This is a genomic window from Microbacterium pullorum (assembly GCF_014836535.1).
Classification (GTDB): Bacteria; Actinomycetota; Actinomycetes; order Actinomycetales; family Microbacteriaceae; genus Microbacterium; species Microbacterium pullorum.
The window spans coordinates 347,638-372,787 of sequence record NZ_JACSQP010000004.1 but is presented as its reverse complement, the minus strand read 5'-3'; the positions used below and the strand labels follow the sequence as shown (position 1 = coordinate 372,787).

The window sequence follows — 25,150 nt, the reverse complement described above, 5'->3', positions numbered from 1 at the left end:
CTACACCTCTTCTCGGCTCCGGTCGCGCTGGGTTGCGAGGTCCCACACCTCATGGAGCGGCGCGGTGTCCTGGCCGCCCTCCGCGTCGAGGAAGAACCGGACGTACGGGCCGATCGTCGCCTGCCACCGGGCGTCCGCGCTGTCGGTCGCGAGCGCTGCGCGCGCGGTATCCCAGTCGTCGCACTCGACGAGATGGAAGAGTCGGTGATCGGAGCGCCAGATGGTCCAGGAGCGGATGCCGACCCGCGCGAAGGTCTCGACGAGGTCGTCGGGGATCGTATCGTGGTTAGTGACGTAGCCATCGATAAGGCCAGGCTTAATCTCGGAGTGCAGTGCGATGCGCATTAGCGCGCCTTCCGCAGCCACTGCTCGACGCCCGACACGTGGGCGATCATCAACGCCTCAGCGAGCTCGCCGTCACGCTGCTTCAGCGCCGCGAGGATGGCGCGGTGCTCGTCGATCGTCCGGGCGACAGAGCCACCCTCGGTGATGCCGCGCCAGACGCGCGCGCGGACGGTCTGACTGGAGAGGGAATCGATGAGGTGCGCGAGATAGGCGTTGCCCGAAGCACCCGCGATCCGGCTGTGGAAGTCGATGTCGTGCACGACGAGATGTTCGATGTCGGTGTCGTTCGCGATGGTCTCGATGAGCCCCGCGATCTCGTCGAGCTGCTCGTCGGTGATCACGCCGCTCGCGATCGCCGTCGCCTTCGGCTCGAGGATACGCCGGACAGCGAGGATCTCGAGGATCGAGTCGTTTTGGTGCAGGTCGACGACAAACGACATCGCCTCGAGGAGGAGGTCGGACTGCAGGCTGGTGACGTAGGTGCCGTCGCCTCGGCGGACGTCGAGCACCCGGATGACCTCGAGCGCCTTCACCGCTTCACGGAGGGAACTGCGCGAGAGGCCGAGGCGCTCGCTGAGCTCCTTCTCGGGTGGAAGTCGGCTGCCCGGCCCGAGTGCTCCCGAGACGATCATTTCCTTGATCTTCAGGATCGCTTCGTCGGTGACAGCCATGCGAGACACCCTAGCAAGAGGTCGGATGTTTGCGGAGCCTGGTGTAACCATCTCATTGCGACGGTTCTGTTCGAAGCGACAACCGTCCGGCTAGGCGGCAGTACACGCTCCGGTGACTCGTGGCTGGAGGAGGTGGATCCGCTCTGCTTGAGCAAGAGACGAAGCCCTCGGGCGCTCGGCTGCTCACTCGACTCAGAACGAACCTGGACTCGTTGACGCCCCATCGAGACGTACCCGCTCTTTACGAGCTCGCGGACACGCCGATCCCGGTCATGGAGGGATTTGCGCTCCCGCCTCACACCCGGAAAGGGCAACCCAGGCGATTTCCAAAGGAGAAGACTGCAAGGACGCAAGGCCTGGATGCCGATCTGCTCACCGCTGACCGCACCAAGAACGCGGCAGAAATGGCACACTTCGTGGCGGAAGCGGAAGAAAATAGATGCTGATCAGGAATTTTCAGAGCGGAGACGGAGGGATTTGAACCCTCGGTCCCCATAAGGGGACTCCACCTTAGCAGGGGGAAACGAGCCGAATCCGGCTGCGCTGCCCATCACCGCCCTGACCCGCGCGGCCCCGCAAATTCCGCACCTCACCGGGCATATTCGAACGACCGTCGGCCGCCTCATGTCGCACTCTATGCAACCCTCACACACCAGGACAATCCGGACTATCGGCAGCCTCGGGGACCCCTGGGGGACCCCTGGGGGACCCCTGAGCTTGGACCGCGAGTCCGCGTCCGCCGACGGCCACGACCGGCACGACCGCGGCAAATAGCGCGGCGTGGCCGATCGCGCGCGCAGGGGATCCCTGAGCGTTCCGGATCAGGGGTGGGCGCCATCAGCGGCGTACAACAGTCCGGAGTGTAGGCGCGTTCTGAAGTTGCCTAGTGCGTGGTCGCGAAGTGCGGCGTGGCCGATGCTGTGTGCTGCGGCTGCGACTTGCAGAGGCAGTGTCGCGCGATGCACCATGGCGCGCGAAACCGTTTCGGCCGGTGCGATCTGTCGAACGCTGGCTGCCCCATACATTCCCACCAGCGGCGCAATGTCGATAGCAGGATCGTCAACGCAGGCATGGTCCCAATCGATCACGCCATGTGCTCGACCTTGCCGCCAGATTATGTTGTGGGCGCCGAAGTCACCGTGCACAAGGGTTGGGCTGCGATTCGGAAGCTCCATAACGGATTCGACCGCCCGGACCGCCGCCGGAGCATCGTCGCCGAGCAACGGGGTTAAGGCCTCCTGAACAGTCTCCAGGAAACGGTCGCCACCGCACCAGGTCCGCGCCGGCGGCAGGTCCAGCGTCGTTGGAGCGAGTGCCAGCGCCTCCAGCAACTCTGCGTAGGTGGACCGAACCTCGCTCCACTCAGCGGGTGCGTCGTCGCTATCTGGCAGGCGGGAGAGCAAGAATCCGCTGTGGTTGGCGCTTGTGTGCATGTCGGTCAGCACACGGGGCACCGCAGTGTCGACGAACAGGTTGTCTACCTGCTGTGCGATCTGCCACTCCCGCGTCGAGCGCTCGAAGTGACCGCGACCCGAGCTCACGCGAGCGACCACCTCGCCTGTCATCACCACGTCGTGGAACGCGCCGGAGACGACCGAAAGATTTGTCCAGGAGCGACGAGGGAACGTCGCCGATACCCACGCCGTCACTTCGCGGCTTCTGCTCACCGCTTCCACGGTAACCGATTGCGCGGACGCTCAACGCTGCGGTGCTGCTCGCAGTGGCTCCCTATCCGCGCAGTGCCCGAATGACGGACGGTGAGGACGGGTTGAGACGCGCGCATCGGTTGGACGGAGAGGGCCGGGCTACCAGGAGCGATCGACCGACATCACGATTTCTGTCCGTCAACGCTCGATCCCGACACGATCGCGTTCCCCTTGCCAAGCGTGGGCCTCGACCGTTCGGATGACCGGCCCGAGAACAATCGCGTTAGCCGCCGCCCAATCGTGCGGGCACCACACGTGCCAAAGCCCGTGAGGTGCTCCACCCTCGCGGAGCGGTGCACTCCCCCACTATCGGTCCCCAGCCCGCCGCGGAAACACGCGGAACTCGACGAATCAGCTCAGGCAGCCGAGCGGAGATCTGTTTTCCAGGGGTCCCCCACGGGTCCCGCTGGGGGACCCCTATGCGCCAAAAGATGCCATTCAGATCGGCATTGGTCTCCGAGATACGAGAAAAAAGTATGACCGATCAGGGAATCAATGGCGGAGACGGAGGGATTTGAACCCTCGGTCCCCATAAGGGGACTCCACCTTAGCAGGGTGGTGCACTAGGCCTGACTATGCGACGTCTCCAGGCGCCCGACCGAATCGGCGGACGCACTCAGCCATCATAACCTGGTCGCGCGCCCCTCGACGAACACGGGTCACCCCCGGACGTTACCCACCGAGCACGTCTCCTGTGCGGCGGTCGAGCCGGTGATCGACTGCGGCAGCACCACGGTGCCGTCGACCACGGCAGGAGTCTCCGTCGGCGTCTCGCCCACGGCCGGGTCCGCCGGAGCCTCGCCCGCGGGAGGCTCGACCACGACCACGGCGTCGTTCTTGCCCGCCTCGCCGCTCAGCTGCAGCGGCTGGTTCGCGATCAACGCGGCCCACAGCTGCTCGGCGGCGGCGTAGTCGGGAACGACCTTGTTGCCGTCGGCGGGATCGTCGTAGGTGGGGTACTGCAAGAACGTGATGTCCTCGAACGGCACGTCCTTCGCGGCGAGGGCGATCTGCACGAGCCGCAGCGGGTTGGCCAGGCTGTCGCTCGGGGTGACGTTCTTCACCGCGGTGCCGGCGAGCGCGCCGAGGGTGCCGACGTCGCTCAGCACCTCGTCGCTGACGAGCTTGCGCACGAGACGCGACATGTACTGCTGCTGATTGCTGATGCGCCCGAGGTCCGAGCCGTCTCCCACCCCGTGACGCGTGCGCAGGAACTGCAGCGCGTCGTATCCCGACACGGTGCGCATGCCGGCCGGCCAGTCGATGCCGGTGTGGCGGTCGCGTATGCCGCCGCCGGCGATGCAGACCTCGACGCCGCCGATGGCGTCGGTGATGCTGATGACGTTGCCGAAGCTGACCTTGGCGGCGTACGGCACGCTCAGCCCGCTGAGGCTCGACAGGGTGTTCACGACGCAGCCGAGGCCGCCGTAGGAGTAGGCCGAGTTCAGCGGCTGCTTGCGCATCGCGGCGGTCTGCGTGCCGTCCTCCTGGGTGCACGAGGGGATCGGCAGCATGAGGTCACGAGGGAACGACACGACGGTCACACGCCGCGGCGCATCGGAGATGTGCACGAGCAGGTTGACGTCGTTGAGCTGACCGCCGGCATCCGAGCCGGTGCACCTGCCACCGAAGAGGCCGGCGATCTCGTCTTCGCACTCGTCGGTGCCGGTGACGACCATCGTGATCGGCCCCTCGATCGGCCCGAGACTCGGCGGCTCGGCAGGCGCGTCTTCGAGCTCGACGGCGTTCTCGGCGAAGTCCGACACCAGGCCGACGGCCGCGTAGCCGGCGACACTGACCCCCGAGACCACCACGACCGCGACGATGACACCGAAGACGGTGAGCATCTGCAGCAGCGGGTTCGGGGAACGCAGCAGGCCGTGCCGGGCGACCGGAAGCGGTCGCCCTCGGGCGCTGCGTGGGGTCATTCGCTCACATTTCCGTTCGAACAGGTCTCCTGCGCGGCGGTCTGGCCAGCGATGGACGATGGCAGAGTAACACCCGGAGCGGCTGCCTCTGTCGCCTCTGCGCCGGCGTCGGTGGCGGGATCGGTCGCCTCGGGGTTCTCCGACTCGACGACGACCACACCGTCGCCCTGGCTGGCCTCGCCGCTCAGCACGATCGGCTGGTTGGCCGCCAGCGCCGCCCAGAGCTGGTCGGCGGCGTCATAGTCGGGCACGACCTTGTTGGGGTCGTCGGGGTCTTCGAGCACCGGGTACTGCACGAAGACGATCTCCTCGAACGGCACGTTCTTGACCGCGAGGGCGATCTGCATGAGCGTGACGGGGTTCGTGAGCGTCTTGCTGGGAGTGACGTTCTTCACGGCGGTGGATGCCAGCGAGTACAGGGTCGCCGGGTTCGAGAGCACTTCGTCGCTGATGAGCTTGCGCGCCAGCCGCGACATGTACTGCTGCTGGTTGCTGATGCGGCCGAGGTCGCCGCCGTTGCCGACGCCGTGCCGGGTGCGCAGGAACTGCAGCGCTTCGAGGCCGGCGATGGTGCGGTTGCCCGCCTCCCAGTCGATGCCGGTATGGGGATCGCGGATGCCATTGGCGATGCACACTTCGACGCCGCCGATGGCGTCGGTGATCTCGATCACCCCACCCCAGGTGATCTTCGCCGCGAAGGGGATCTCCTGCCCGGTGAGCTCGGAGATCGTCGACACGACGCACCCGAGGCCACCGTACGAGTACGCCGAGTTCAACGGCTGCTTGCTCATGGCCGAACTGGCGTAACCGCCTGGCTCGGTGCACGCGGGGATCGGCAGCATGAGGTCGCGGGGGAACGAGATCACGGTCACCCGGCGGGGGGCGTCGGAGATGTGCACGAGCATGTTGACGTCGTTGAGTTCGCCCTCGGCGTCGGCTCCCGAGCAGCGATCGCCGAAGAAGGCGGCGTACTCGGGCTCACAGGCGTCGGTGCCGGCGAGGAAGAGGTTCACTCCCCCCTCGATCTCGCCGATGTCCGGCGGCACGGCCTCCTGGCCTTCGAGGTCGACGGAGCCGTCGGCGAAGCTGGATGCCAGGTCGTACGCGGTGTAGGCGGCGACGCCGCCCGCCGCGACGAGCACGACGGCGAGGGCGATGCCGACGAACTTGAGGAGCTGGGCGAGCGGCCCGGGCGAGCGATGGGCTCCGTGCCGCGCCAGCGGGCGCCGGCCGGCGCGCGCAGCGCCGGTGGGTGCGCCGCTGGGTTCGGGTGTGCTCACGCGGGTCCTCTCGGGTGGGACGGGCCCTCATCGTCACACCCGAGTGCCATGGCGGAGGGTGTGGGATTCGAACCCACGGGACATTGCTGCCCACTGGTTTTCAAGACCAGGTCCATCGGCCGCTCGGACAACCCTCCCGGCGGAAGCCACGCGGCATCCGTCGAACAGGCCACGAGTCTAGTCGACGGCATCGTGTCCCATTGTCCCGGGGGCTGCTGTGCGGCCGCTGAATGACGCGCGGAGCGCCCGCGCGCGGCGGCTCAGAGCCCGCGCAGCACGTCGGCGACGCCGCCTGCTTCGACCGAACCGGTGGTCTCCCCCGCCACGGCGCGCACTTCTGCCACACCCTGGGCCATCGCCACCGCGCGGCCGCCGTGCTCGCGCGCCCAGCGGAACATGCCGATGTCGTTGCGGCCGTCGCCGATCACGAGCACATGGGCGGGGTCCACACCCAGCCAGTCGCAGACCAGCTGCAGCGCCGAGGATTTGTCCACCCCGCGCGGAGCGATGTCGAGCCAGGCGGTCCAGCCGACCGCGTACGACACCTCGTTCAGACCGATGCGCGCGACGAGGTCGACGAAATCCTGCTCGGTCTCATCGGGCGAGACGACCACGACACGCGATGCCGGCTGCGCGGAGAGCTCCTCGAACGACACCCGCTTGGCGCCCTGCAGGTTCCAGTCGTCGAGTTCCTCGGTGTACAGGCGCCGACCGTCGGGCAGCTCCACCATGTACCGTGCGTGCGGCAGGTGCTCGCGCAGCAGCGTCAGCACCTCGGTGGGGTCGAAGGTCTCGGTGTGGAACCGCTCGTAGCGCACCTCGTCGCCTTCGACACGCCGCATCACGACCGCACCGTTGGAGCAGACGACGTATTCGGGGGCGATCTCGAGCACGCGCATGATGCCGCGGGTGCTCTCCCAGCTGCGGCCGGTCGCGAGCATCACCTCGTGTCCCGCGCGGTGCGCGTGCGCGACGGCCTCCACGATCCCGGGGCTGAGAGATTCGTCCTCGAGCAGGATCGTGCCGTCGATGTCGAGCACGATGAGCAGGCGCTCGGTGGGGACGAGCGGATTCTCGGTGTCCGCCGCGATCTCCTCGACGATCTCCGCCGCGTCACCGGGCCGGGTGATCTCGACGCCGCCGGTGGCGGGGAGGTGAGCCTGACTCATGCGATCGGCTCCATGACTTCGAGCCCGCCGAGGTAGGGACGCAGCACCTCGGGAACCGTCACCGAACCGTCGGCGCGCTGGTGGGTCTCCAGCAGCGCCACGATCCAGCGCGTCGTGGCGAGCGTGCCGTTGAGGGTTGCGACCGGCGACGTCTTGCCGCCGTCGGGACGGAAGCGGATGTCCAGGCGCCGGGCCTGGTAGGTGGTGCAGTTGCTCGTGCTGGTGAGCTCCCGGTACGCACCCTGCGTGGGGACCCACGCCTCGATGTCGTACTTGCGGGCGGCCGAGGAGCCCAGGTCGCCGGCGGCGACGTCGATGACGCGGTAGCTCAGGCCGAGGTCCTGCAGCAGCTGCTCCTGCACGGCCACGAGCCGCTCGTGCTCCGCCTCGGCGTCTTCCGGGGTCGTGTAGACGAACATCTCCAGCTTGTTGAACTGGTGCACCCGGATGATGCCGCGGGTGTCCTTGCCGTACGAGCCGGCTTCGCTGCGATAGCAGGTCGACCAGCCGGCGTAGCGCTTGGGCCCGGCCGAGAGGTCGAGGATCTCGTCCATGTGGTAGCCGGCGAGGGGCACTTCGCTCGTGCCGACGAGGTAGAGGTCTTCGTCGGCGAGGTGGTAGACCTCGTCGGCGTGCTGCCCGAGGAACCCGGTGCCGCGCATGACCTCGGGGCGCACGAGCGTCGGCGGGATGATGGGGGTGAACCCGTGCTGCAGCGCGCGGTCGAGCCCGAGGCTCATGAGGGCCAGCTCCAGGCGGGCGCCGATGCCGGTGAGGAAGTAGAAGCGCGAGCCCGACACCTTGGTGCCGCGCTCCATGTCGATCGCACCGAGCTTCTCGCCGAGGGCGAGGTGATCCAGCGGTTCGAAGTCGAATTCGAGCGGCTCACCGTGGGTGCGCAGGGTGACGAAGTCGTCTTCGCCGCCGGCAGGGACGCCGTCGATCACGATGTTCTCGAGCTTGGCGAACGCGGCATCGGCAGCGGCCTCGGCCTCGGCGACGGCGGCCTGCGCGCGCTTGACCCGGTCGCTGAGGTCCTTGGCTTCAGCCACCAGCGCCGCCTTCTCGTCCTTCGGCGCCTGCGCGACACGCTTGCCGTGGGCGTTCTGGGCGGCGCGCAGCTCTTCGAACGCGGTGATCGCCTGACGGCGGGCCCGGTCGGCCGCCACTGCCTCATCGACGGTCTCGGGCGACTGACCGCGGGCCTGCTGCGAGCGCTTGACGAGGTCCGGCTGGTCGCGGAGCAGAGCGGGATCGATCATCCGACAATCCTCGCACAGGCCCCGCCCCCACAGCCGGGGCTATCGTGACTGCATGACCGTGCCCGCCGCCCCTCGCGCCGCGCTGGTCTACAACCCGATCAAGGTGGATGCCGCGACGCTCTGCGCCGCCGCGGAGCGTCTGTCGCACGCGGCGGGATGGGCTCCCCCGCTGATGTTCGGCACCACGGTGGACGATCTGGGCGACGGCGCCACCCGCAACGCGCTCGCCCAGGGGGTCGCCGCTGTGCTCGTGGCCGGCGGCGACGGCACCGTGCGGGCCGTCGCGGGCGCGGTCAGCGGCACCGGCATCCCCCTCACGATCGTGCCGAGCGGCACCGGCAACCTGCTCGCGCGCAACCTGCGGCTGCCGCTCGGTGACGCCGAGACGATGATCCGGGCGACCTTTCAGGGGCACACCCAGGACATCGACATCGGCTTCGCCACCCTCCGCCGTCCCGACGGTCGAGTGGACGAGCACGCCTTCGTCGTGATGGGCGGCATCGGGCTCGATGCCGCGATGATCGCGAACACCAACCCGCAGCTGAAGAAGACGGTCGGCTGGGTCGCCTATGTCGGCGGCGCCGCGCGGTCGCTCGTGAACGCCCAGCCGTTCCGCGTCGTCTACCAGGTCGACAGTCACCGCATGCATTCGGCCAAGGTGCACAGCGTGCTGTTCGCCAACTGCGGGTCGCTGCCCGCCGGGCTCGAACTGATCCCGGAGGCCTCGATGATCGACGGCGAACTGGACGTCGTGGTCTTCCAGCCCGCGGGACCCTTCGGCTGGCTGTTCGTGTGGCGACGCGTCGCCTGGGACAACAGCGTGCTGCGCCGCTTCCGCGCGGGCAGACGGGCGCTGGCGCTGCGCACCGAAGACACCGCGGTGCGCTACGCCCGTGGCCCGGGGCTCGACCTCGCCCCGGCGGGCGCGCAGCCGGTGCAGCTCGACGGTGACGAATTCGGCGAGGCGGTGCATGTGCGCGCCCGCGTGGAGCCGGGCGCCCTGCGGGTGACGGTGCCCGCCGGTCACGCCTTCTCCGCCGCGGGCCGCCCGGCTGCCCGGGTGGGCGACGACCGCAGCCTCTGAGGCGCCGCCGCGTCAACCCCGCCACGACCCCGACACGGGTGCGCGAACATGGGGGCATGCCCTCCCCCTCGATCGTGTGGTTCCGCGACGACCTGCGCCTGGCCGACAACCCGGCGCTGCGCGCGGCGATCGACCGCGGCGAGCCGATCATCGGCCTCTACGTGCTCGACCAGCAGTCCCCCGGCATCCGCCCCCTCGGGGGTGCGGCGCGCTGGTGGCTGCACCACAGCCTCGCCTCGCTCGCCGAGCGGCTGGCCGAGCGTGGCGGCGCCCTGGTGCTGCGCCGCGGCCCCGCCGAGCGGGTCGTGCGCGAAGCGGTGGCCGATGCCGGAGCGGGAGCGGTGTTCTGGAACCGTCGCTACGGCGCGGCGCGCGAGGTCGACGCGCGGCTGAAGACGGGTCTGCGCGGCGACGGTGTCACCGTGGCTTCGTTCGCAGGCTCCGTCTTGTTCGAACCGTGGACGGTGCGCACCGGTGGCGGCACCCCGTTCTCGGTGTTCACGCCGTTCTGGCGGGCATGCCTATCGCTCCCGGCACCGCGCGCGCCACTGCCCGAACCCCGCACCATCGCGGCTCCCTCGCGCGTACCGGCCTCGGCTGCCCTCGGCGACTGGGAGCTGCTCCCCACTCGGCCCGACTGGGCCGAGGGCCTGCGCGAGACGTGGGAACCGGGCGAACCGGCCGCCCGGGCACGATTGCGCGAGTTCCTCACCGACGACCTCGCGCGCTATGACCGGGCACGCGATTCGCCGGCGGCGGGCGCGACGTCGCTGCTGTCGCCGCGCCTTCGGTGGGGAGAGCTGAGCCCGTTCACGGTGTGGCATGCCGCCGCCGGCACGCCTGGCGCGGGGCGGTTCCTGTCGGAGCTCGGGTGGCGCGAATTCGCGTGGCACACCCTCCACCACTTCCCCGATCTGGCGACCAAGAACCTGCGGGCGCAGTTCGACGCATTCCCGTGGCCGCCGCTCGACCGCGACCACCTCGAGGCGTGGCAGCGCGGTCGCACCGGCATCCCACTCGTCGACGCCGGCATGGCCGAACTCTGGCGCACCGGCTACATGCACAACCGGGTGCGGATGGTCACGGCGTCGTTCCTCGTGAAGAACCTGCTGATCGACTGGCGGCACGGCGAGCAGTGGTTCTGGGACACCCTCGTCGACGCCGACGACGCCAGCAACCCGTTCAACTGGCAGTGGGTCGCCGGCTCCGGCGCCGATGCGGCCCCCTATTTCCGTGTGTTCAACCCCGAGCTGCAGCGCACCAAGTTCGACGCCGACGGCGCATATACGACGCGGTGGGCTCCGGATGCCGAGGAGCGGGAGCCGCTCGTGGACCTCGCCGCGACCCGCAAGGCGGCGCTGGCGGCCTACGAGGTGGTCAAACGCGAGCGGTGACCCCGTGCGTCAGCCGCACGGGGTCACCGGGTCACGCCGCGGTCACTCTGCGACGGGGATGGACTGCGCCTTCAGCGTCGAGATGGTCGACTCCTGCGCACTCTCGAGGGCTTCGAGCAGGGTGCCCTGACCGGTCACGGCCTTCTGGAAGCCGTCGGAGACGTCGGCGTAGGTCTGCGTCATGGTCGGACCCCACACGAAGTCGGGGTTGACCTGCTCGGCCGCCTCGGCGAAGACGTCGTAGATCTTCTGCCCACCGTAGAACTCCACACCCTCCTGCAGCGTCGGCAGGGTCAGCCCCTCGAGGGTGGCGGGGTAGATGTTCGCCGACGTGTTCAGCGCCGTCAGCGCCTCTTCCGACGTGTTCAGCCACAGCGCGAACTTCGACGCCTCGTAGAGGTGGTCGGTGCCCTTGAACACCGCGATCGACGAGCCGCCCCAGTTGCCCGAGCTCTGGCCGCCGGCCTCCCACTGCGGGGCGGGCGCGACCGACCACTTGCCCGCCGTGTCGGGGGCGCCGCTGGAGATCGAGTTCGCGCCCCAGACGGCGGAGTTCCAGGCCCACACGGCACCGGAGTTGTAGGCGTTGTTCCATTCCTCGGTCCACGCCGGGTACGTCGCCACGAGGTCTTCGTCCAGCAGCTCCTGCCAGTAGTCGGCGACCTGTGTCGACGCATCGCCGGTGAGGTCGACGGTCCACGCGTCGCCGTCGTTGGTGAACCAGTCACCGTTGGCCTGCCAGACGAACCCGGCGAACTGGTTGATGTCACCGGTGGAGAAGTTGGTGATGTAGCCGCCGGCCTCGCGTACCTTCACGGCCGCTTCCTTGAACTCCTCCCACGTGGTCGGAACCTCGATGCCGTTCTGTTCGAACAGGTCGGAGCGGTAGAACAGCGCCATGGGTCCGGAGTCCTGTGGCACACCGAAGACGCCGTCGGAGGTGCCGAGGGTCACCTGGCCCCAGGTCCACGGGATGAAGTCCGCCTCGGCGGCGACGACGTCCTCGCACGCGGCGAGGTTCTCGAGGCCGTCCTGCACCCGGAAGCTCGACAGCGCGTCGTATTCGATCTGGCCGAGGTCGGGGGCGTTGCCCGCCTCGAGCTGGCTGAAGAAGCTCTTGTAGGTGCCGGAGTTGCCGTTGGGTCCGGTCTGGACCTCGACCTGGATGTCGGGGTTCTCCTCGTTCCACACGGCGACGATGTCTTCGATGCCGGGGATCCACGACGTGAACTCCAGCGTCACGTCGCCCTCCGACGGCGCGCAGGCGGCGGCATCCGTGCCGGTGTCCGTTGTGCCTCCGGTCGAGCACCCGCCCAGCGCGATCGCGCTGAGCAGTACGACGCCGGTGGCGACTGCCCTCTTGGTGTGCTGCATGATCTTCCTTACTCGGTGGTGGTGTTACAGGGAACCGGCGGGCAGCAGCCCTCCGGGGGTCATTTGACCGAGCCGCTGCCCAGTCCGTTGCGCCAGAACCGCTGGAGCAGCAGGAATGCGATGATGAGCGGCAGGATCGACAGGAACGAGCCGGTGAGCACGTAGGTGCGCAGCTCGGGGATCTGGTTGAGCTGGGTGTTCCACGCGTACAGGCCGTAGGTGATGGGGAACAGCTCCTCGCTGCGCAGCATGATCAGCGGCAGGAAGAAGTTGTTCCAGATCGACACGAACTGGAACAGGAACACCGTCACCAGCGCGGGGGTCATGAGCCGCACCGACACGGTGAAGAACGTGCGCACCTCACCGGCCCCGTCGATGCGACCCGCCTCGATCAGCTCATCGGGCACCGACGAGGCGGCATAGATGCGGCTGAGGTACACCCCGAACGGGCTGACGATGCTCGGCAGCAGCACCGCCCAGAACGTGTTGGTGAGGTTCACCTGGCTGAACAGCAGGAACAGCGGCAGGGCGAGCGCGGTCGCCGGCACCAGCACGCCGCCGAGCACGACGTTGAAGAACAGCTCCCGCCCGGGGAAGCGGTACTTCGCCAGCGCATAGCCGCACATGCCGGCGAACACCGTCGCCAGCAGCGCACCGACGACGGCGTATCCGAGGCTGTTGAGCAGCCAGCGGAAGTAGATGCCGTCGCCGTAGGAGATGAGGTCGCCGACGTTGGTGAAGAAGTTCCAGTCTGCGAACCACAGCGCCGGCGTCGTCAGCAGGTCGCCACGGTCCTTGGTCGAGGCGATGAACAGCCACCAGATCGGCACGAGGAAGTAGAGGGTGAACACCCCCATCACCAGCAGGGCGGCGCCGCGCGACAGCACGCTCTCGCGCGCGCCCCTCGAGCGGGCGGGGGCGAGGTCGTCCGCGGTGGCCCCGCGGGTACGGGTGAGCATGCTCATTGCGCGGCCTTCCGCTGGGTGGACTTGAGGAACGTGAACGACAGGGCGAAGGTCGCCAGCGCCAGCACGACCGAGAACGCCGCCGCCAGCTGGGTGTTGGGCACGGAGCTGGTGGCGTAGATGAGCATGTTGGGCGTGAATCCGGACGAGACGGCCGAGCTGAACGAGCGGAACACCTGGGGCTCGGCCAGCAGCTGCAGCGTGCCGATGATGGAGAACACCGCCGTGAGCACGATGGCCGGGGCGACCATGGGGATCTTGATCGACCACGCGATGCGGATCTGCCCGGCACCGTCCAGCCGTGCCGCCTCGTAGACCTCCGAGGGGATCGCCAGCAGAGCGGAGTAGATGATGAGCATGTTGTAGCCGACGAACACCCAGGTGACCACGTTGGCGATCGACCACAGCACCATCTCGGGCGACAGGAAGTCGATCGTCCGCGTCACATCGGTGAACGGGGACAGGTTCGGGGAGTAGAGGAAGCCCCACATGATCGCCGCGATCACACCGGGGACGGCATAGGGGGCGAAGAACGCGAGCCGGAAGAAGCGCTTGCCCTTCAGCGCCGGCGAATCCAGCAGCAGCGCGAACAGCAGCGCGAGCCCGAGCATGACCGGCACCTGCACGATGCCGAACAGCAGCACCCGGCCTACCGACTCCCAGAACGGCGCGTTCTGGAACACCAGCACGTACTGCGCGAGTCCGCCGAACACCTCCTGCGGCGCCCCGTACGTGCCCTCGCGCTCGACCACCTGAAGCGACTTCCACACGGCGTAGCCGATGGGGATCAGATAGAAGAGCAGGAACAGCACCCCGAACGGACCGGTGAAGATCGCGATGGCGCTCTTGTGCTGCACCTTGCGACGCTCGCCGCGGCGCCGCCGCGACCGCCCGGCATCCGGAGCGCGCGTGATGGCCTCTGTGACGGTCATGCTGCCGCCTCCTCTCTGACGATGCGCACGGCACCGCCGGGAACCTCGATGCTCCCTGGCACCACGGCACCGGTGACGAGTTCGACACCGGATGCCGTGACGGTCGCGGCATGCGGGGCGTGGTTGACGATGAACAGGTACGACGCGTCGAGGCCACGTCGGCGCACGAGCTCGAGCGCGGCGATGTCACCCTGCACGGGGGCGGGCGGGCGCACCCCCGCCTCGGCGGCGAGGCGGGCGATGAGGTCGCGGTAGGCGGTCGCATCGGGGAGCGTCGCCAGGTACCAGGCGGCGCCCTCGCCCCACGCGTTGCGGGTGAGGGCGGGGTGCCCGACGGCGGGCCCGTCGGCGAACGATGCCACGACCTCGGCCGTGGTCGCCCGTCCCCGCTCGCTCCACAGGCGGGCGGTGGTGCCGTCGGTGAGGTGCACGACCTCGTCGGCGGCGACCGGGGCGAACTCCTCGATGCGCACGCCGAGCGCATCGCGGAAGGGTCCCGTGTAGCCGCCCGTCCACACCCGGTCCTCGGCGTCGACGATGCCGCTGTTGAAGGTGATGAGCGCGCTGCCGCCTGCGGCCACCCAGTCGGTGATCGCGGCGGCCTCGTCGGCCCGCACGAGGTGCAGACCCGGTACGACGACCAGCCGGTAGCCCGACAGATCGGCGCCCGGTCGCACCACGTCGACGGTGAGACCGAGGCTGTGCACGGCGGTGTAGGCGGCGTGCACCTGGTCGAGGTAGCCGAGCGACTGACTGGGGCGCGATTCGGTCTGGGTCGCCCACCACGACTCCCACGAGAACACCACCGCGACGTCGGCGTCGACCCGGGAGCCTGCGACCTCGGCGATGCGATCGACGATCGCCCCCAGCTCCGTCACTTCGCGCCACAGGGCGGAGTCGGTGCCGGCGTGCGGCAGCATCGCGGAGTGGAACTTCTCGCTGCCCTGCACCGAGGCGCGCCACTGGAAGAAGCACACGCCGTCGGCGCCGCGGGCGACGTGCGTGAGGGAGTTGCGGATGATCTGGCCCGGCGCCTTCGGTGTGTTCAACGGCTGCCAGTTGACCGCTCCGGTGGAGTGCTCCATCAGCAGCCACGGCGCCCCGTCCCCGAGACCGCGGGAGAGGTCGGCGGCGAAGGCGAGCTCGGCGACGGGGTCGGCGAGGCGCCCGTCGAGGTAGTGATCGTTGGCGATGACGTCCATGTCGGCAGCCCACGACCAGTAGTCCATGTTCTCGATGTGGGCGGTGACCATGAAGTTCGTCGTGATGGGCCGGTCGCTGAGCGGGCGGATCGCCTCGGCTTCGGCCCGGTACAGGCAGCGCAGCTCGTCAGAACTGAACCGGTGGAAATCCAGCGTCTGCGACGGGTTCGACGTCGACAGGGTCGTGCGCGGCGGCAGGATCTCGTCCCAGTCGCCGTAGGTCTGGCTCCAGAAGGCGGTGCCCCACGCGGCGTTGAGCGCGTCGATCGTGGCGTAGCGGTCGCGCAGCCAGGTGCGGAAGGCTGCGGCGCTGACGTCGCAGTAGCACAGCGCATTGTGGCATCCGAGTTCGTTGGAGACGTGCCAGAGTGCCACGGCGGGGTGGTCGCCGTAGCGACGGGCCACCTCGGATGCGAGCCGCACCGCCGCGTCGCGGAACACCGGTGAGCTGGGGCAGAACGCCTGCCGCCCGCCGGGGTAACGCCGGGTGCCGTCGGCGGCCATCGGCAGCATCTCGGGGTGGCGGCGGGCGAGCCATGCGGGCGGCGACGCGGTGCCGGTGCCGAGGTTGATGCGGATGCCGGCGGCGTGCAGCCGACCGACGATGTCGTCGAGGCGGGCGAAGTCGTACTCCCCCGGCTTCGGCTCGATGTGCGACCACCCAAAGATGTTGATCGCCACGAGGTCGACCTTCGCCTCGGTCATGAGGGCGATGTCCTCGTCCCACACCTCAGGGGTCCACTGCTCGGGGTTGTAATCGCAACCGAACGCGATGCCGTCGTGCGCGAAAGGGCGGCGGGCGGGGGGCGTCATTGTCTCCTCGGATCTGTGAACGTGCACAGGCCGAGGCGAGGATTCTCCGCGCTGAGAGTCTGTGAACGTGAACAGAGTACGAGCGACACCCTGACCTGTCAACACGTGCGGCGACACATGTGCTCGTGCACATACGATGTGACCGTGGAAGCGACGGGGCGACGACGACGGGCAACAGTCAAGGATGTGGCGCTGGAGGCCGGGGTCTCCCGCGGCACGGTGAGCCGGGTGCTCAACGGCCAGCCCTATGTGTCGGACGAGGCTCGCGCCGCGATCGACGCGGCGATCGCCAAGGTGGGGTTCGTTCCCAATCGGGCCGCACGCAGCCTCGTCATGCAGAGTTCGCAGGCGATCGGACTCATCGTGCACGAGCCGCACTCGCTCTTCGTGGAGGACCCCAACATCGGGTCGATCCTGCTCGGCGCCAACGCCGCGCTGTCCGAGGCGGAATACCAGATGGCGAGCCTCATCGCGGATTCACCGCGCGACGTGCAACGCCTCTCCCACTTCCTCGGCGCCGGTCTCATCGACGGCGTGATCATCGTCTCGGCGCGCGTCGGAGACCCGATCACCCAGGCCGTGGCACACCTGGGGCTGCCCGCGGCATTCGTCGGCCACCCCCGCGACATCGGCGATGCGGCGTATGTCGCGATCGACAACCGCGCCGCGGCGCGCGAGGTCACCACGCGCCTGGTCGGCACCGGCCGCCGGCGCATCGGCATGATCGCCGCCGCCCTCGACCGCGATTCGGGGTCGGACCGCCTGGCGGGTTTCGTCGACGCACTCGGGCATCGCTTCGATCCGCAGCTGGTGCAGAGCGTGCCGCTGTACTCGTTCTCGTGCGGGCAGGAAGGCATGCGGGCGCTGCTCGAGCGCGAACCCGACATCGACGGCGTCTTCGCCTCGAGCGATGCGGTCGCGGCGGGCGCACTGGACGTGCTGCACGCGGCCGGGCGATCCGTGCCGGAGCAGGTCGGCATCGTCGGGTTCGACGACAGCTCATGGGCGCTGCGCTGCGACCCACCGCTGTCGACGGTGCACCAGCCCGCGACCGAGCTCGGACGCGCGGCCGCCGAAGCCGTGCTGCGGCAGCTGCGCGGCGAAGGCGCCGGCGGGCCGCATCTGCTGGAGTGCCCGATCATCTGGCGCGGATCGGCGTAGTCCGACCGGCGCCACGGTTGCTCTCCACAATCGGTGCGCCGGCCGCCCGCCGAGGCGATTGACACGGCCTCGCACGACTGGCACCCTCTGTGTACGTTCACAGGTGCCTCTTGATCGCGTCTGTGAACGTGCACAGACCGTCGGGCGCAGCCGCCGCGACGGACGGCTCGACGACGAAGTAGGAGCTCGTGAACACCCTCACCCCCACCCGCCGGCGCGCCGGCATCGCCACCGGGACGGTGGCGCTGGTCGCCGCCTCCCTTCTGTTCGCCCCGACGGCGTCCGCGCAGCCATCCGCGCAGATCGCCGCCACGACCGACACCGTCTCGATCGACACCGCCACGACCGACACCGTCTCGATCGACCTCGAAGGGGCGTGGCAGTTCACGCTCGGCGACGACCCGGCGTACGCCGACCCCGCCTTCGACGACTCCGCATGGGAGAGCATCCAGGTGCCCGGCGACGGGTCGCCCTTCGACGACTACGACGGATTCGCCTGGTACCGCCTGGACTTCACGCTGCCCGCCGGGGCGGCCGGCAGCAACCTGGTCGCCTCGCTCGGATTCCTCGACGACGTCGATGAGGCGTTCCTCAACGGCGTGCGCATCGGCGGGTCGGGCACCCTGCCGCCCGCCGCGAGCAGCCAGTGGTTCGAGAAGCGGCTCTACCCGGTGCCCGCCGCCGCCCCGAACTTCGGCGGCGAGAACACCCTTGCCGTGCGCCTGTACGACATGAACGGCGGCGGCGGCTGGTACGAGGGCCCCGTCGGCATCTTCTCGAAGGATGCCGTGCGCGAGAACGTCTACGGCATCACCGGCCCGCCCGCCGATGCGGCGACGTCCGCGGCGGTGGCAGCCGTGCTCGAGACGCAGCGCGCCGCGCTGGCTGCCGGCGACGTCGACGCGTACCTCGCGTCGCTCGACGAGACGTACTTCCACGACGGGCGCACGAAGGAGCGGCGCGAGCGCGAACTGCGCGACTGGGTCGCCGACTCCGGCACCCTCACCCTCACCGACGGCGAGGTGGAGGTCGTGCAGGGCGCCGACGGCGCGCTCATCGTCGACACCAACCGCGCCATCGTGGGCACCCGCGACGGCGCGGCGCACGTGTTCCAGCCGGCGGCGCAGCAGTTTCTGCAGTTCTCCGCCGAGACGCTGCGCGAGACCGGCAACAGCTCGCGCTTCTTCCGCGAGACGGTGGATTCGCGGCTCGAAGGTCAGACGCGCGAGTTCGTCACCTACCTGCCGCCGTCGTACCTGACCGACCCCGACCGTGACTACCCGGTGGTGTACCTGCTGCACGGCATCAACGGCGGCAGCCGGGAGTGGGAGCCGCGCGAGATCGACCGGGTGTTCGACGACCTGTGGGCGCAGGGCTTGGCCGAATCGATCGTCATCATGCCCGACGGCGAGTCGCTCTGGTACGCCGATCAGCCGGGCGGCACGCCCTGGCGCAGCATGTTCCTCACCGAGATGGTGCCGCTGGTGGATGCCGAGTACCGCACCCTCGACGACCCCGCGTTCCGGGCGCTGACCGGAGTGTCCATGGGCGGTTTCGGGGCGTACTCGCTCGGCCTGTCGCACCCGGAGCTGTTCTCCTCGCTGGCCTCCCACATCGGCTCGCTGAGCTTCTCGGGCTCGAGCCTGCCGACGCCGCTGGCCCAGGCCGAGGCGATGACCGCCGAGCAGCTGTCGCAGTACGACCTGTACTTCGACGCGTGCGAGTACGACGAGTACCGGTTCGACGACGCCGCGCGGGCGATGAGCGCCCTGCTCACCGGCAAGGGCGTGGCGCACACGTGGGCGGTCTACCCCGAGGGGCGACACAACGACGCCTGCTGGCTGCCGCATCTGGGTGACTCGTTCACGGTGCACTCCGACCACTTCCGCGCCGCCGGGCTCGACGCGGACACCGTCGCACCCACCCTCACCCTCGACGCCGCGCCCGCCTCCCCCGACGGCGCCGACCTCTGGTACCGCGGCCCCGTCACCCTGACCGCCACGGCGACCGACGACCGTGACGAGGCGCCCCTCATCGAGGCGCAGCGCGACGGCGGCGACTGGGCCGCGGTGAGCGGACCGATCGAGGTCGCCGGCGACGGCGAGCGCACCGTGACGGTGCGCGCCACCGACGCGGCGGGCAACGTCAGCGAGTCGGTCGCCTGGTCGGGCCGCATCGACGCGACCGCCCCGAGCGCGGCGGCAGCCCTCGACCAGCGGCAGCGGGTGGTGCTCACCGCCACGGATGAGACCTCCGGTGTGGCGGAGATCGAGTACCTCGTGACCAAGCACGGCCGCACCGTCGTGGACTGGACGCCTTACCGCGCCCCGGTGCGCCTGGACGGGGCGTCGACCCTGTCGTACCGGGCGACCGACGCGGCCGGCAACATCAGCCCGGTCGCCTCGACGACGACGGCGCAGCTGCGGCCGACGGCGACGGTCACCCGAGCGAGCACGAGCCGGCTCGTGGTCTCGGGCAACACCCCCGTGACGTACACGGTGTCGGTGACCGCGAAAGACGGCGCCGCACCGGTCGGCACGGTCGCGGTGACCGACAACGGCCGCCCGGTGGCGACGATCGAGCTCGCGGCCGACGCCGGCGGCACGGCGACGATCACCCTGCCCCGGCTCGCGCGCGGCATCCATGTGCTGCGGGCCGAGTTCACCGGAACGGGCTTCGCCTCTTCGTCCTCGGTGTCGGCGCTGCTCGTGCTGAGGTGAGCCGCCGGCCGCCGCCTCGGCGCCGACGCCGCCACGCCAGCCGGGAATGACCGGGCGGGGCGGGGGGTTGGGCTCTCGTGATGAGCACCACCGCCCCCGCCCCGGCCCTGTCCGTCCTCGACCTCGTTCCGGTGCGCACCGGCCAGACCAGTTCCCAAGCCGTCACCGCCGCGCTCGCGCTGGCCGAGACCGCCGACCGGCTGGGTCTGCGCCGCTACTGGTTCGCCGAGCACCACAACATGTCCTCGGTGGGGTCGACCACGCCGCCCGTGCTCATCGCCGCCGCCGCCGCGCGCACCTCGCGCATCCGTGTCGGCTCCGGCGGCGTGATGCTCCCCAACCACGCCCCGCTGGTCGTCGCCGAGCAGTTCGCCGCCCTCGAGGCGCTGGCGCCGGGCCGCATCGATCTCGGCATCGGCCGCGCCCCCGGCAGCGACCCGGTCATCACGCAGCTGCTGCGCATGTCGGGCACCTCCAGCGACGTCGAGCGGTTCCCGCAGCATGTGCAGGACATCCTCGCTCTCGTCTCCCCCGAGGGCGCGACGCTGCAGTTCACCTCGGGCGGAACATACGACGTGCACGCGACGCCCGCGGCCACCGGCACACCGCAGGTGTGGCTGCTGGGGTCGAGCGATTACTCCGCGCAGCTGGCGGCATCGCTCGGGCTGCCCTACGTCTTCGCGAACCACTTCTCCGGCGAGGGGCTCGAGCGGGCGCTGGGGCTCTACCGCGGGCAGTACCGGCCGAGCGAGGCGCACCCCGAGCCCGTGACCTTCCTCACCGCCAACGTCGTCGCCGCCGACACCGCCGACGAGGCCGACGCGCGGGCGCTCCCCCAGATGCGCGCCATGGCCCGCCTGCGCCTGAACCGGCCGATGGGTGCGATGGAGACCGTCGAGGCCGCGCAGTCCGCCGCTCCCGACGACGCGATGACCCCGCTCGTCGAGGCGATGCGGGAGCGCTGGATCATCGGCGCCGGCGACAAGGCGGCATCCGAGCTGCGCGAACTCGCCCGCACCCACGGCGTCGACGAGATCATGGTCTCGCCCATCGCCGCCGCGCGCGAGGGCGAGCCGATGGATGCCGCGCCCGGCCGGGCCCGCACGCTCGAGCTGCTCACCGCCGCCCTCGCGGGCTGACGCCCCCGGCGGGGCGGGCGGGCCGTCAGTCGGCCGGCTCGCCCGCCAGCAGTCCGCGCAGCCAGTCGCGCGCCTCGACGAACACCTCGTCGGCGTAGCGGTCGGGGTAGTGCACGATCGAACGGTCGGCGCGCGGGTACGAGCCGAGGAACAGCACGCGCGGGCTGAAGCGACGCAAGCCCAGCAGTGCGTCGGCCATGCGCTCGTTCTCGATGTGCCCGTCGGCGTCGATGACGAAGCGGTAGCGCCCGAGCGCGTCGCCGATGGGGCGCGATTCGATCAGCGACAGGTTGATGCCGCGGGTCGAGAACTGCTCCAGCAGCTCCAGCAGGGCGCCCGGGTGGTCGTCGGGCAACTCGGCGATGATCGAGGTCTTGTCGGCGCCGGTGGGTGCGGGCAGCGCCCCCGGGCGGCTCACGAGCACGAAGCGCGTCACGGCGTTCGGGTTGTCGCCGATCGCCTCGGCCAGGGGCTCCAGGTCGTGGTGCTCCAGGATGCCGGGAGGCGCGATCGCGGCATCCGCATTGCTCGATCCGTCGAGCATGTCCAGCGCCGCCGCGACGTTGCTGGCCGCCGGCAGGTGGGCGTGCGCGGGTAGGTGGGCGGAGAGCCAGTGCAGGCACTGGGCGTACGCGACGGGGTGCGCGGCGACCAGCGACACGTCGGCGAGCGTCGTGCCGGGGCGACCCACCAGCACGAAGTTCACCGGCACGAGGTATTCGCCCACGATCTGCAGGCCCGGCATGGTCGCCAGCGCGTCCTGCGCGGTGGACACGCCGCCGTCGATCGAGTTCTCGATGGCGATCATGGCGGCATCCGACCGCCCCTCCACGACATCCGCGAGCGCTTCGCCGACGTTGCGCACGGAGCGCCACTGCTGGTCGCGGGCCTCGGCGACCTGCGCGAGCGCCGCCTCGGTGAAGGTGCCTGCCGGACCCAGATAACTGTAGGTACGTCGGGCAGCAGAGTCGGGCGCGGTGCTCACAGGGAGCAAGCCTAGTCCGCGCACGTCGGCGGCCCGGGTGGCAGACTGAGGGGATGAGCCGCGCAGGACAGCCCGCCGAAGCCTCCGACCTCGTCGACATCGACGAACTCGTCAACGCCTATTACGACCGCAAGCCCGACGCCTCGGCGCCCGAGCAGCGCGTGGCCTTCGGCACGAGCGGTCATCGCGGCTCGTCGCTGTCGACCAGTTTCAACGAGGACCACATCCTCGCCACCACCCAGGCGATCGTGGATTACCGCACCGAACAGGGCATCACCGGTCCGATCTTCCTCGGACGCGACACCCATGGCCTGTCGCGTCCCGCCGAGCGCAGCGCCATCGAGGTGCTCGTCGGCAACGGCGTGGACGTGCGCGTCGACTCCCGCGACGCGTGGGTGCCGACGCCGGCGCTGAGCCTCGCGATCCTCACCCACAACCGCGGGATGGATGCCGCAGACCCCGGCCGTGCCGACGGCATCGTCGTCACCCCGTCGCACAACCCGCCGCGCGACGGCGGGTTCAAGTACAACCCGCCGCACGGCGGACCGGCCGACACCGACGCCACCGGGTGGATCGCCGATCGTGCCAACGCGCTCATCGCCGCGGGACTCGAGGGCGTCACGCGCACCCGCTTCGCCGACATCGACACCACACGGCTGGGCAGCTACGACTTCCGTGACGCGTACGTGCGCGACCTCGCCTCGATCATCGACATCGACGCGATCCGCTCCGCCGGTGTGCGCATCGGCGCCGACCCGCTCGGCGGGGCATCGGTGGAGTACTGGGCGCTCATCGCCGAGGTGTACGGGCTCGACCTCACCGTCGTCAACCCCGACGTCGACCCGACCTGGCGGTTCATGACGCTGGACTGGGACGAGAAGATCCGCATGGATCCGTCGTCGCCGTCGGCGATGGCCGCGCTCGTCGCCCGCCGCGACCAGTACGACATCCTCACCGGCAACGACGCCGACGCCGACCGGCACGGCATCGTCACCCCCGACGCGGGGCTGATGAACCCCAACCACTACCTGGCCGTCGCGATCGATTACCTCTTCCGCCACCGCGAGGGGTGGCCGGCGGATGCCGCCGTGGGCAAGACACTGGTGTCGTCGATGATCATCGATCGCGTCGCCGAGTCGCTCGGCCGGCGCCTGCTGGAGGTCCCCGTCGGGTTCAAGTGGTTCGTGCCGGGCCTGCTCGACGGCTCGGTCGCCTTCGGCGGCGAGGAGTCGGCGGGGGCGTCGTTCCTGCGCAAGGACGGCACCGTCTGGACGACCGACAAGGACGGCATCCTGCTGTGCCTGCTGGCGGCCGAGATGCTCGCCGTCACCGGCAAGACGCCGTCGCAGCGCTATGCGGAGCTCGAGGCCGAGTTCGGGTCGTCGGCGTACCAGCGGGTCGATGCGCCCGCGACGCCGGCACAGAAGGCGACGCTGGCGAAGCTCTCGCCGGATGCCGTGACCGCCACCGAGCTCGCCGGCGAGCCCATCACCGCGAAGCTGTCGCACGCGCCCGGCAACGGCGCCGCGATCGGCGGCCTGAAGGTGCAGACCGAGCACGCGTGGTTCGCCGCCCGCCCGTCGGGCACCGAAGACGTCTACAAGCTCTACGCCGAGTCGCTGCGCGGCCCCGAGCATCTCGCCGAGGTGCAGGCCGAGGCCCGCGCCGTGGTCGCCGCCGCCCTCGGCGCCTGACCCGCGGGGGCGGCCGTCGGCCGCGCACCCCAGACCGTGAGACGAATACTGGCGGCCGAGACAGTGGTTAACACCCATTGTCTCGGCCGCCAGTATTCGTTTCACCGGTGGAAGGGTTCGCGGCGGCGGCGGGCGGCGGGCGGTGGCGGCGCGCGGCGGTGGCGGGCGGCCGGCGCGGGGAGCGGCAGACTGGCGGAATGCCGATCATCGACAACGCCGTGTACGTGGACGGCGGCCGCATCCGCAACCCCGAGAGCCTCGAGCAGACCTTCGAACACATGCGGGACAACCACGGGATGGCGTGGATCGGTCTGCTGCGACCCACGGCGGAGGAGATCCAGCAGGTCGCGGCCGAGTTCGGGCTGCATCCACTCGCCGTGGAGGACGCCCTGTCGGGCCACCAGCGCGCGAAGATCGAGCGCTACGGGGGCACCCTGTTCGCGGTGCTGCGGCCCGCGCGCTACAACGATGCGACCGAGACGGTGGAGTTCGGCGAGCTGCACGTGTTCGTCGGTCCGGACTTCGTCGTCACGATCCGACACGCCGAAGTGCCCGACCTCGCGACGGTGCGCCGGCGACTCGAACAGCATCCGGAGCTGCTCGCCAAGGGCCCCGAAGCGGTGCTCGCAGCCATCCTCGATGAGGTCATCGACGAGTACGCGCCGGTCGTGGAAGGGCTGCTGACCGACGTCGACGAGATCGAGGACGCGCTGTTCGGTGGCACCGGCACCGAACTCACCCGCCGCATCTACGACCTGTCCCGTGAGGTCATCCACTTCCAGCGCGCGGCCGAGCCGCTCACCGACATGCTGGAGCAGCTGCTGCAGGGCGACGACTCGGAGCGCGCCGACATCGAGCTGCAGCGATCGCTGCGCAACGTGCTCGACCACGTCATCCGCGTGACCGACAGGCTCGCCGCGATGCGGTCGATCCTCGAGAACGCCCTCACTGTCAACGCCACCCTCGTCACGCATCGCCAGACCGAGACCGCCCTCGTGCAGAGCGAGCAGGTGAAGAAGATCTCGGGGTGGGCGGCGATCCTCTTCGGCCCCACACTGGTCGGCACGATCTACGGCATGAACTTCGAGTACATGCCCGAGCTGGCCTCGCCGTGGGGATATCCGCTGGCCCTGGCCGCCATGGCTGCGACCTCCGTCGCGCTGTGGCTCGTCTTCAAGGCCCGCCACTGGATGTGACCCGCCCGCCCTCGCGCCCGCCCGCCCACACCCCGCCGACCGGTGAGACGAATACCGACGGCCGAGACCGCGGGTGACACCCACCGCCTCGTCCACCCACATTCGTCTCAGCGCGGCCCCGCCGGGGTGC

19 protein-coding genes and 2 tRNA genes are annotated in these 25,150 nt (G+C 69.9%); 7 read left to right on the top strand and 14 right to left on the bottom strand.

Features of this window, described 5'->3' with window-relative positions; genetic code table 11:
• From H9651_RS08670 to serS, 9 genes are all read right to left on the bottom strand, one after another.
• On the bottom strand, positions 1-345 hold the full coding sequence (locus H9651_RS08670) for an L-rhamnose mutarotase (RefSeq protein WP_191718878.1): 345 nt from the start codon (positions 343-345) through the stop codon (positions 1-3).
• Positions 345-1,016, bottom strand: coding sequence for a FadR/GntR family transcriptional regulator (locus H9651_RS08665; protein WP_191718877.1), 672 nt, complete (start codon positions 1,014-1,016; stop codon positions 345-347). Before H9651_RS08665 ends, H9651_RS08670 begins: the two co-directional genes overlap by 1 nt.
• Positions 1,017-1,837: 821 nt before the next feature.
• Positions 1,838-2,683: an aminoglycoside phosphotransferase family protein gene (locus H9651_RS08660; RefSeq protein WP_191718876.1), complete on the bottom strand. Its 846-nt coding sequence runs from the start codon at positions 2,681-2,683 to the stop codon at positions 1,838-1,840.
• Between the two features lie 535 nt (positions 2,684-3,218).
• Positions 3,219-3,310, bottom strand: a tRNA-Ser gene (locus H9651_RS08655).
• Between the two features lie 71 nt (positions 3,311-3,381).
• Positions 3,382-4,650: an LCP family protein gene (locus tag H9651_RS08650; protein ID WP_191718875.1), complete on the bottom strand. Its 1,269-nt coding sequence runs from the start codon at positions 4,648-4,650 to the stop codon at positions 3,382-3,384.
• Positions 4,647-5,930 (bottom strand): LCP family protein, encoded by a 1,284-nt coding sequence (locus H9651_RS08645; RefSeq protein WP_318244818.1) that lies wholly within the window; start codon positions 5,928-5,930, stop codon positions 4,647-4,649. The genes H9651_RS08650 and H9651_RS08645 overlap by 4 nt, the downstream gene beginning before the upstream one ends.
• Before the next feature lie 49 nt (positions 5,931-5,979).
• Positions 5,980-6,067, bottom strand: a tRNA-Ser gene (locus H9651_RS08640).
• A 123-nt stretch (positions 6,068-6,190) separates the two neighbouring features.
• Positions 6,191-7,099: an HAD family hydrolase gene (locus H9651_RS08635; RefSeq protein WP_191718874.1), complete on the bottom strand. Its 909-nt coding sequence runs from the start codon at positions 7,097-7,099 to the stop codon at positions 6,191-6,193.
• A complete protein-coding gene (gene serS, locus H9651_RS08630) occupies positions 7,096-8,361 on the bottom strand; it encodes a serine--tRNA ligase (RefSeq protein ID WP_191718873.1) in 1,266 nt (421 codons plus the stop codon). Before serS ends, H9651_RS08635 begins: the two co-directional genes overlap by 4 nt.
• Positions 8,362-8,413: 52 nt before the next feature.
• Here serS and H9651_RS08625 point away from each other — a divergent pair, with 52 nt between their 5' ends.
• Both H9651_RS08625 and H9651_RS08620 read left to right on the top strand, forming a co-directional pair.
• Positions 8,414-9,445, top strand: a complete 1,032-nt coding sequence (locus tag H9651_RS08625; RefSeq protein ID WP_191718872.1) for a diacylglycerol/lipid kinase family protein — start codon at positions 8,414-8,416, stop codon at positions 9,443-9,445.
• Positions 9,446-9,501: 56 nt separating this feature from the next.
• Positions 9,502-10,839, top strand: a complete 1,338-nt coding sequence (locus H9651_RS08620; RefSeq protein ID WP_191718871.1) for a cryptochrome/photolyase family protein — start codon at positions 9,502-9,504, stop codon at positions 10,837-10,839.
• A 42-nt stretch (positions 10,840-10,881) separates the two neighbouring features.
• Here the strand turns inward: H9651_RS08620 and H9651_RS08615 are convergent, their stop codons facing one another.
• From H9651_RS08615 to H9651_RS08600, 4 genes are read right to left on the bottom strand one after another with little or no spacing between them, the layout of a single operon-like run.
• A complete protein-coding gene (locus H9651_RS08615; protein ID WP_191718870.1) occupies positions 10,882-12,213 on the bottom strand; it encodes an ABC transporter substrate-binding protein in 1,332 nt (443 codons plus the stop codon).
• A gap of 59 nt (positions 12,214-12,272) precedes the next feature.
• Positions 12,273-13,178: a carbohydrate ABC transporter permease gene (locus H9651_RS08610; RefSeq protein ID WP_191718869.1), complete on the bottom strand. Its 906-nt coding sequence runs from the start codon at positions 13,176-13,178 to the stop codon at positions 12,273-12,275.
• The gene (locus H9651_RS08605; RefSeq protein WP_191718868.1) at positions 13,175-14,110 is read right to left on the bottom strand and encodes a carbohydrate ABC transporter permease; all 936 of its coding nucleotides are present in this window, start codon (positions 14,108-14,110) and stop codon (positions 13,175-13,177) included. Before H9651_RS08605 ends, H9651_RS08610 begins: the two co-directional genes overlap by 4 nt.
• Positions 14,107-16,125 (bottom strand): beta-galactosidase, encoded by a 2,019-nt coding sequence (locus H9651_RS08600; RefSeq protein WP_191718867.1) that lies wholly within the window; start codon positions 16,123-16,125, stop codon positions 14,107-14,109. Before H9651_RS08600 ends, H9651_RS08605 begins: the two co-directional genes overlap by 4 nt.
• Positions 16,126-16,269: 144 nt before the next feature.
• On the opposite strand from H9651_RS08600, the gene H9651_RS08595 reads away from it, so the two are divergent.
• The 3 genes from H9651_RS08595 to H9651_RS08585 all read left to right on the top strand — a co-directional run bounded on the left by H9651_RS08595 (position 16,270) and on the right by H9651_RS08585 (position 21,145).
• Positions 16,270-17,286: a LacI family DNA-binding transcriptional regulator gene (locus tag H9651_RS08595; RefSeq protein WP_318244817.1), complete on the top strand. Its 1,017-nt coding sequence runs from the start codon at positions 16,270-16,272 to the stop codon at positions 17,284-17,286.
• 188 nt (positions 17,287-17,474) lie between these two features.
• On the top strand, positions 17,475-20,006 hold the full coding sequence (locus H9651_RS08590; RefSeq protein WP_191718865.1) for an OmpL47-type beta-barrel domain-containing protein: 2,532 nt from the start codon (positions 17,475-17,477) through the stop codon (positions 20,004-20,006).
• A gap of 80 nt (positions 20,007-20,086) precedes the next feature.
• Positions 20,087-21,145 (top strand): LLM class flavin-dependent oxidoreductase, encoded by a 1,059-nt coding sequence (locus H9651_RS08585; protein WP_191718864.1) that lies wholly within the window; start codon positions 20,087-20,089, stop codon positions 21,143-21,145.
• A gap of 25 nt (positions 21,146-21,170) precedes the next feature.
• On the opposite strand, the gene pheA is transcribed toward H9651_RS08585, so the two are convergent.
• Entirely contained in the window at positions 21,171-22,130 is a 960-nt protein-coding gene (gene pheA / locus H9651_RS08580; protein ID WP_191718863.1) for a prephenate dehydratase, read from the bottom strand.
• A gap of 53 nt (positions 22,131-22,183) precedes the next feature.
• On the opposite strand from pheA, the gene pgm reads away from it, so the two are divergent.
• Positions 22,184-23,824, top strand: a complete 1,641-nt coding sequence (gene pgm, locus H9651_RS08575; RefSeq protein ID WP_191718862.1) for a phosphoglucomutase (alpha-D-glucose-1,6-bisphosphate-dependent) — start codon at positions 22,184-22,186, stop codon at positions 23,822-23,824.
• Between the two features lie 197 nt (positions 23,825-24,021).
• Positions 24,022-25,020 carry a magnesium and cobalt transport protein CorA gene (locus tag H9651_RS08570; RefSeq protein WP_191718861.1) on the top strand — a complete coding sequence of 333 codons (999 nt, stop codon included), beginning with the start codon at positions 24,022-24,024 and terminating at the stop codon, positions 25,018-25,020.
• Positions 25,021-25,150: the final 130 nt, after the last annotated feature.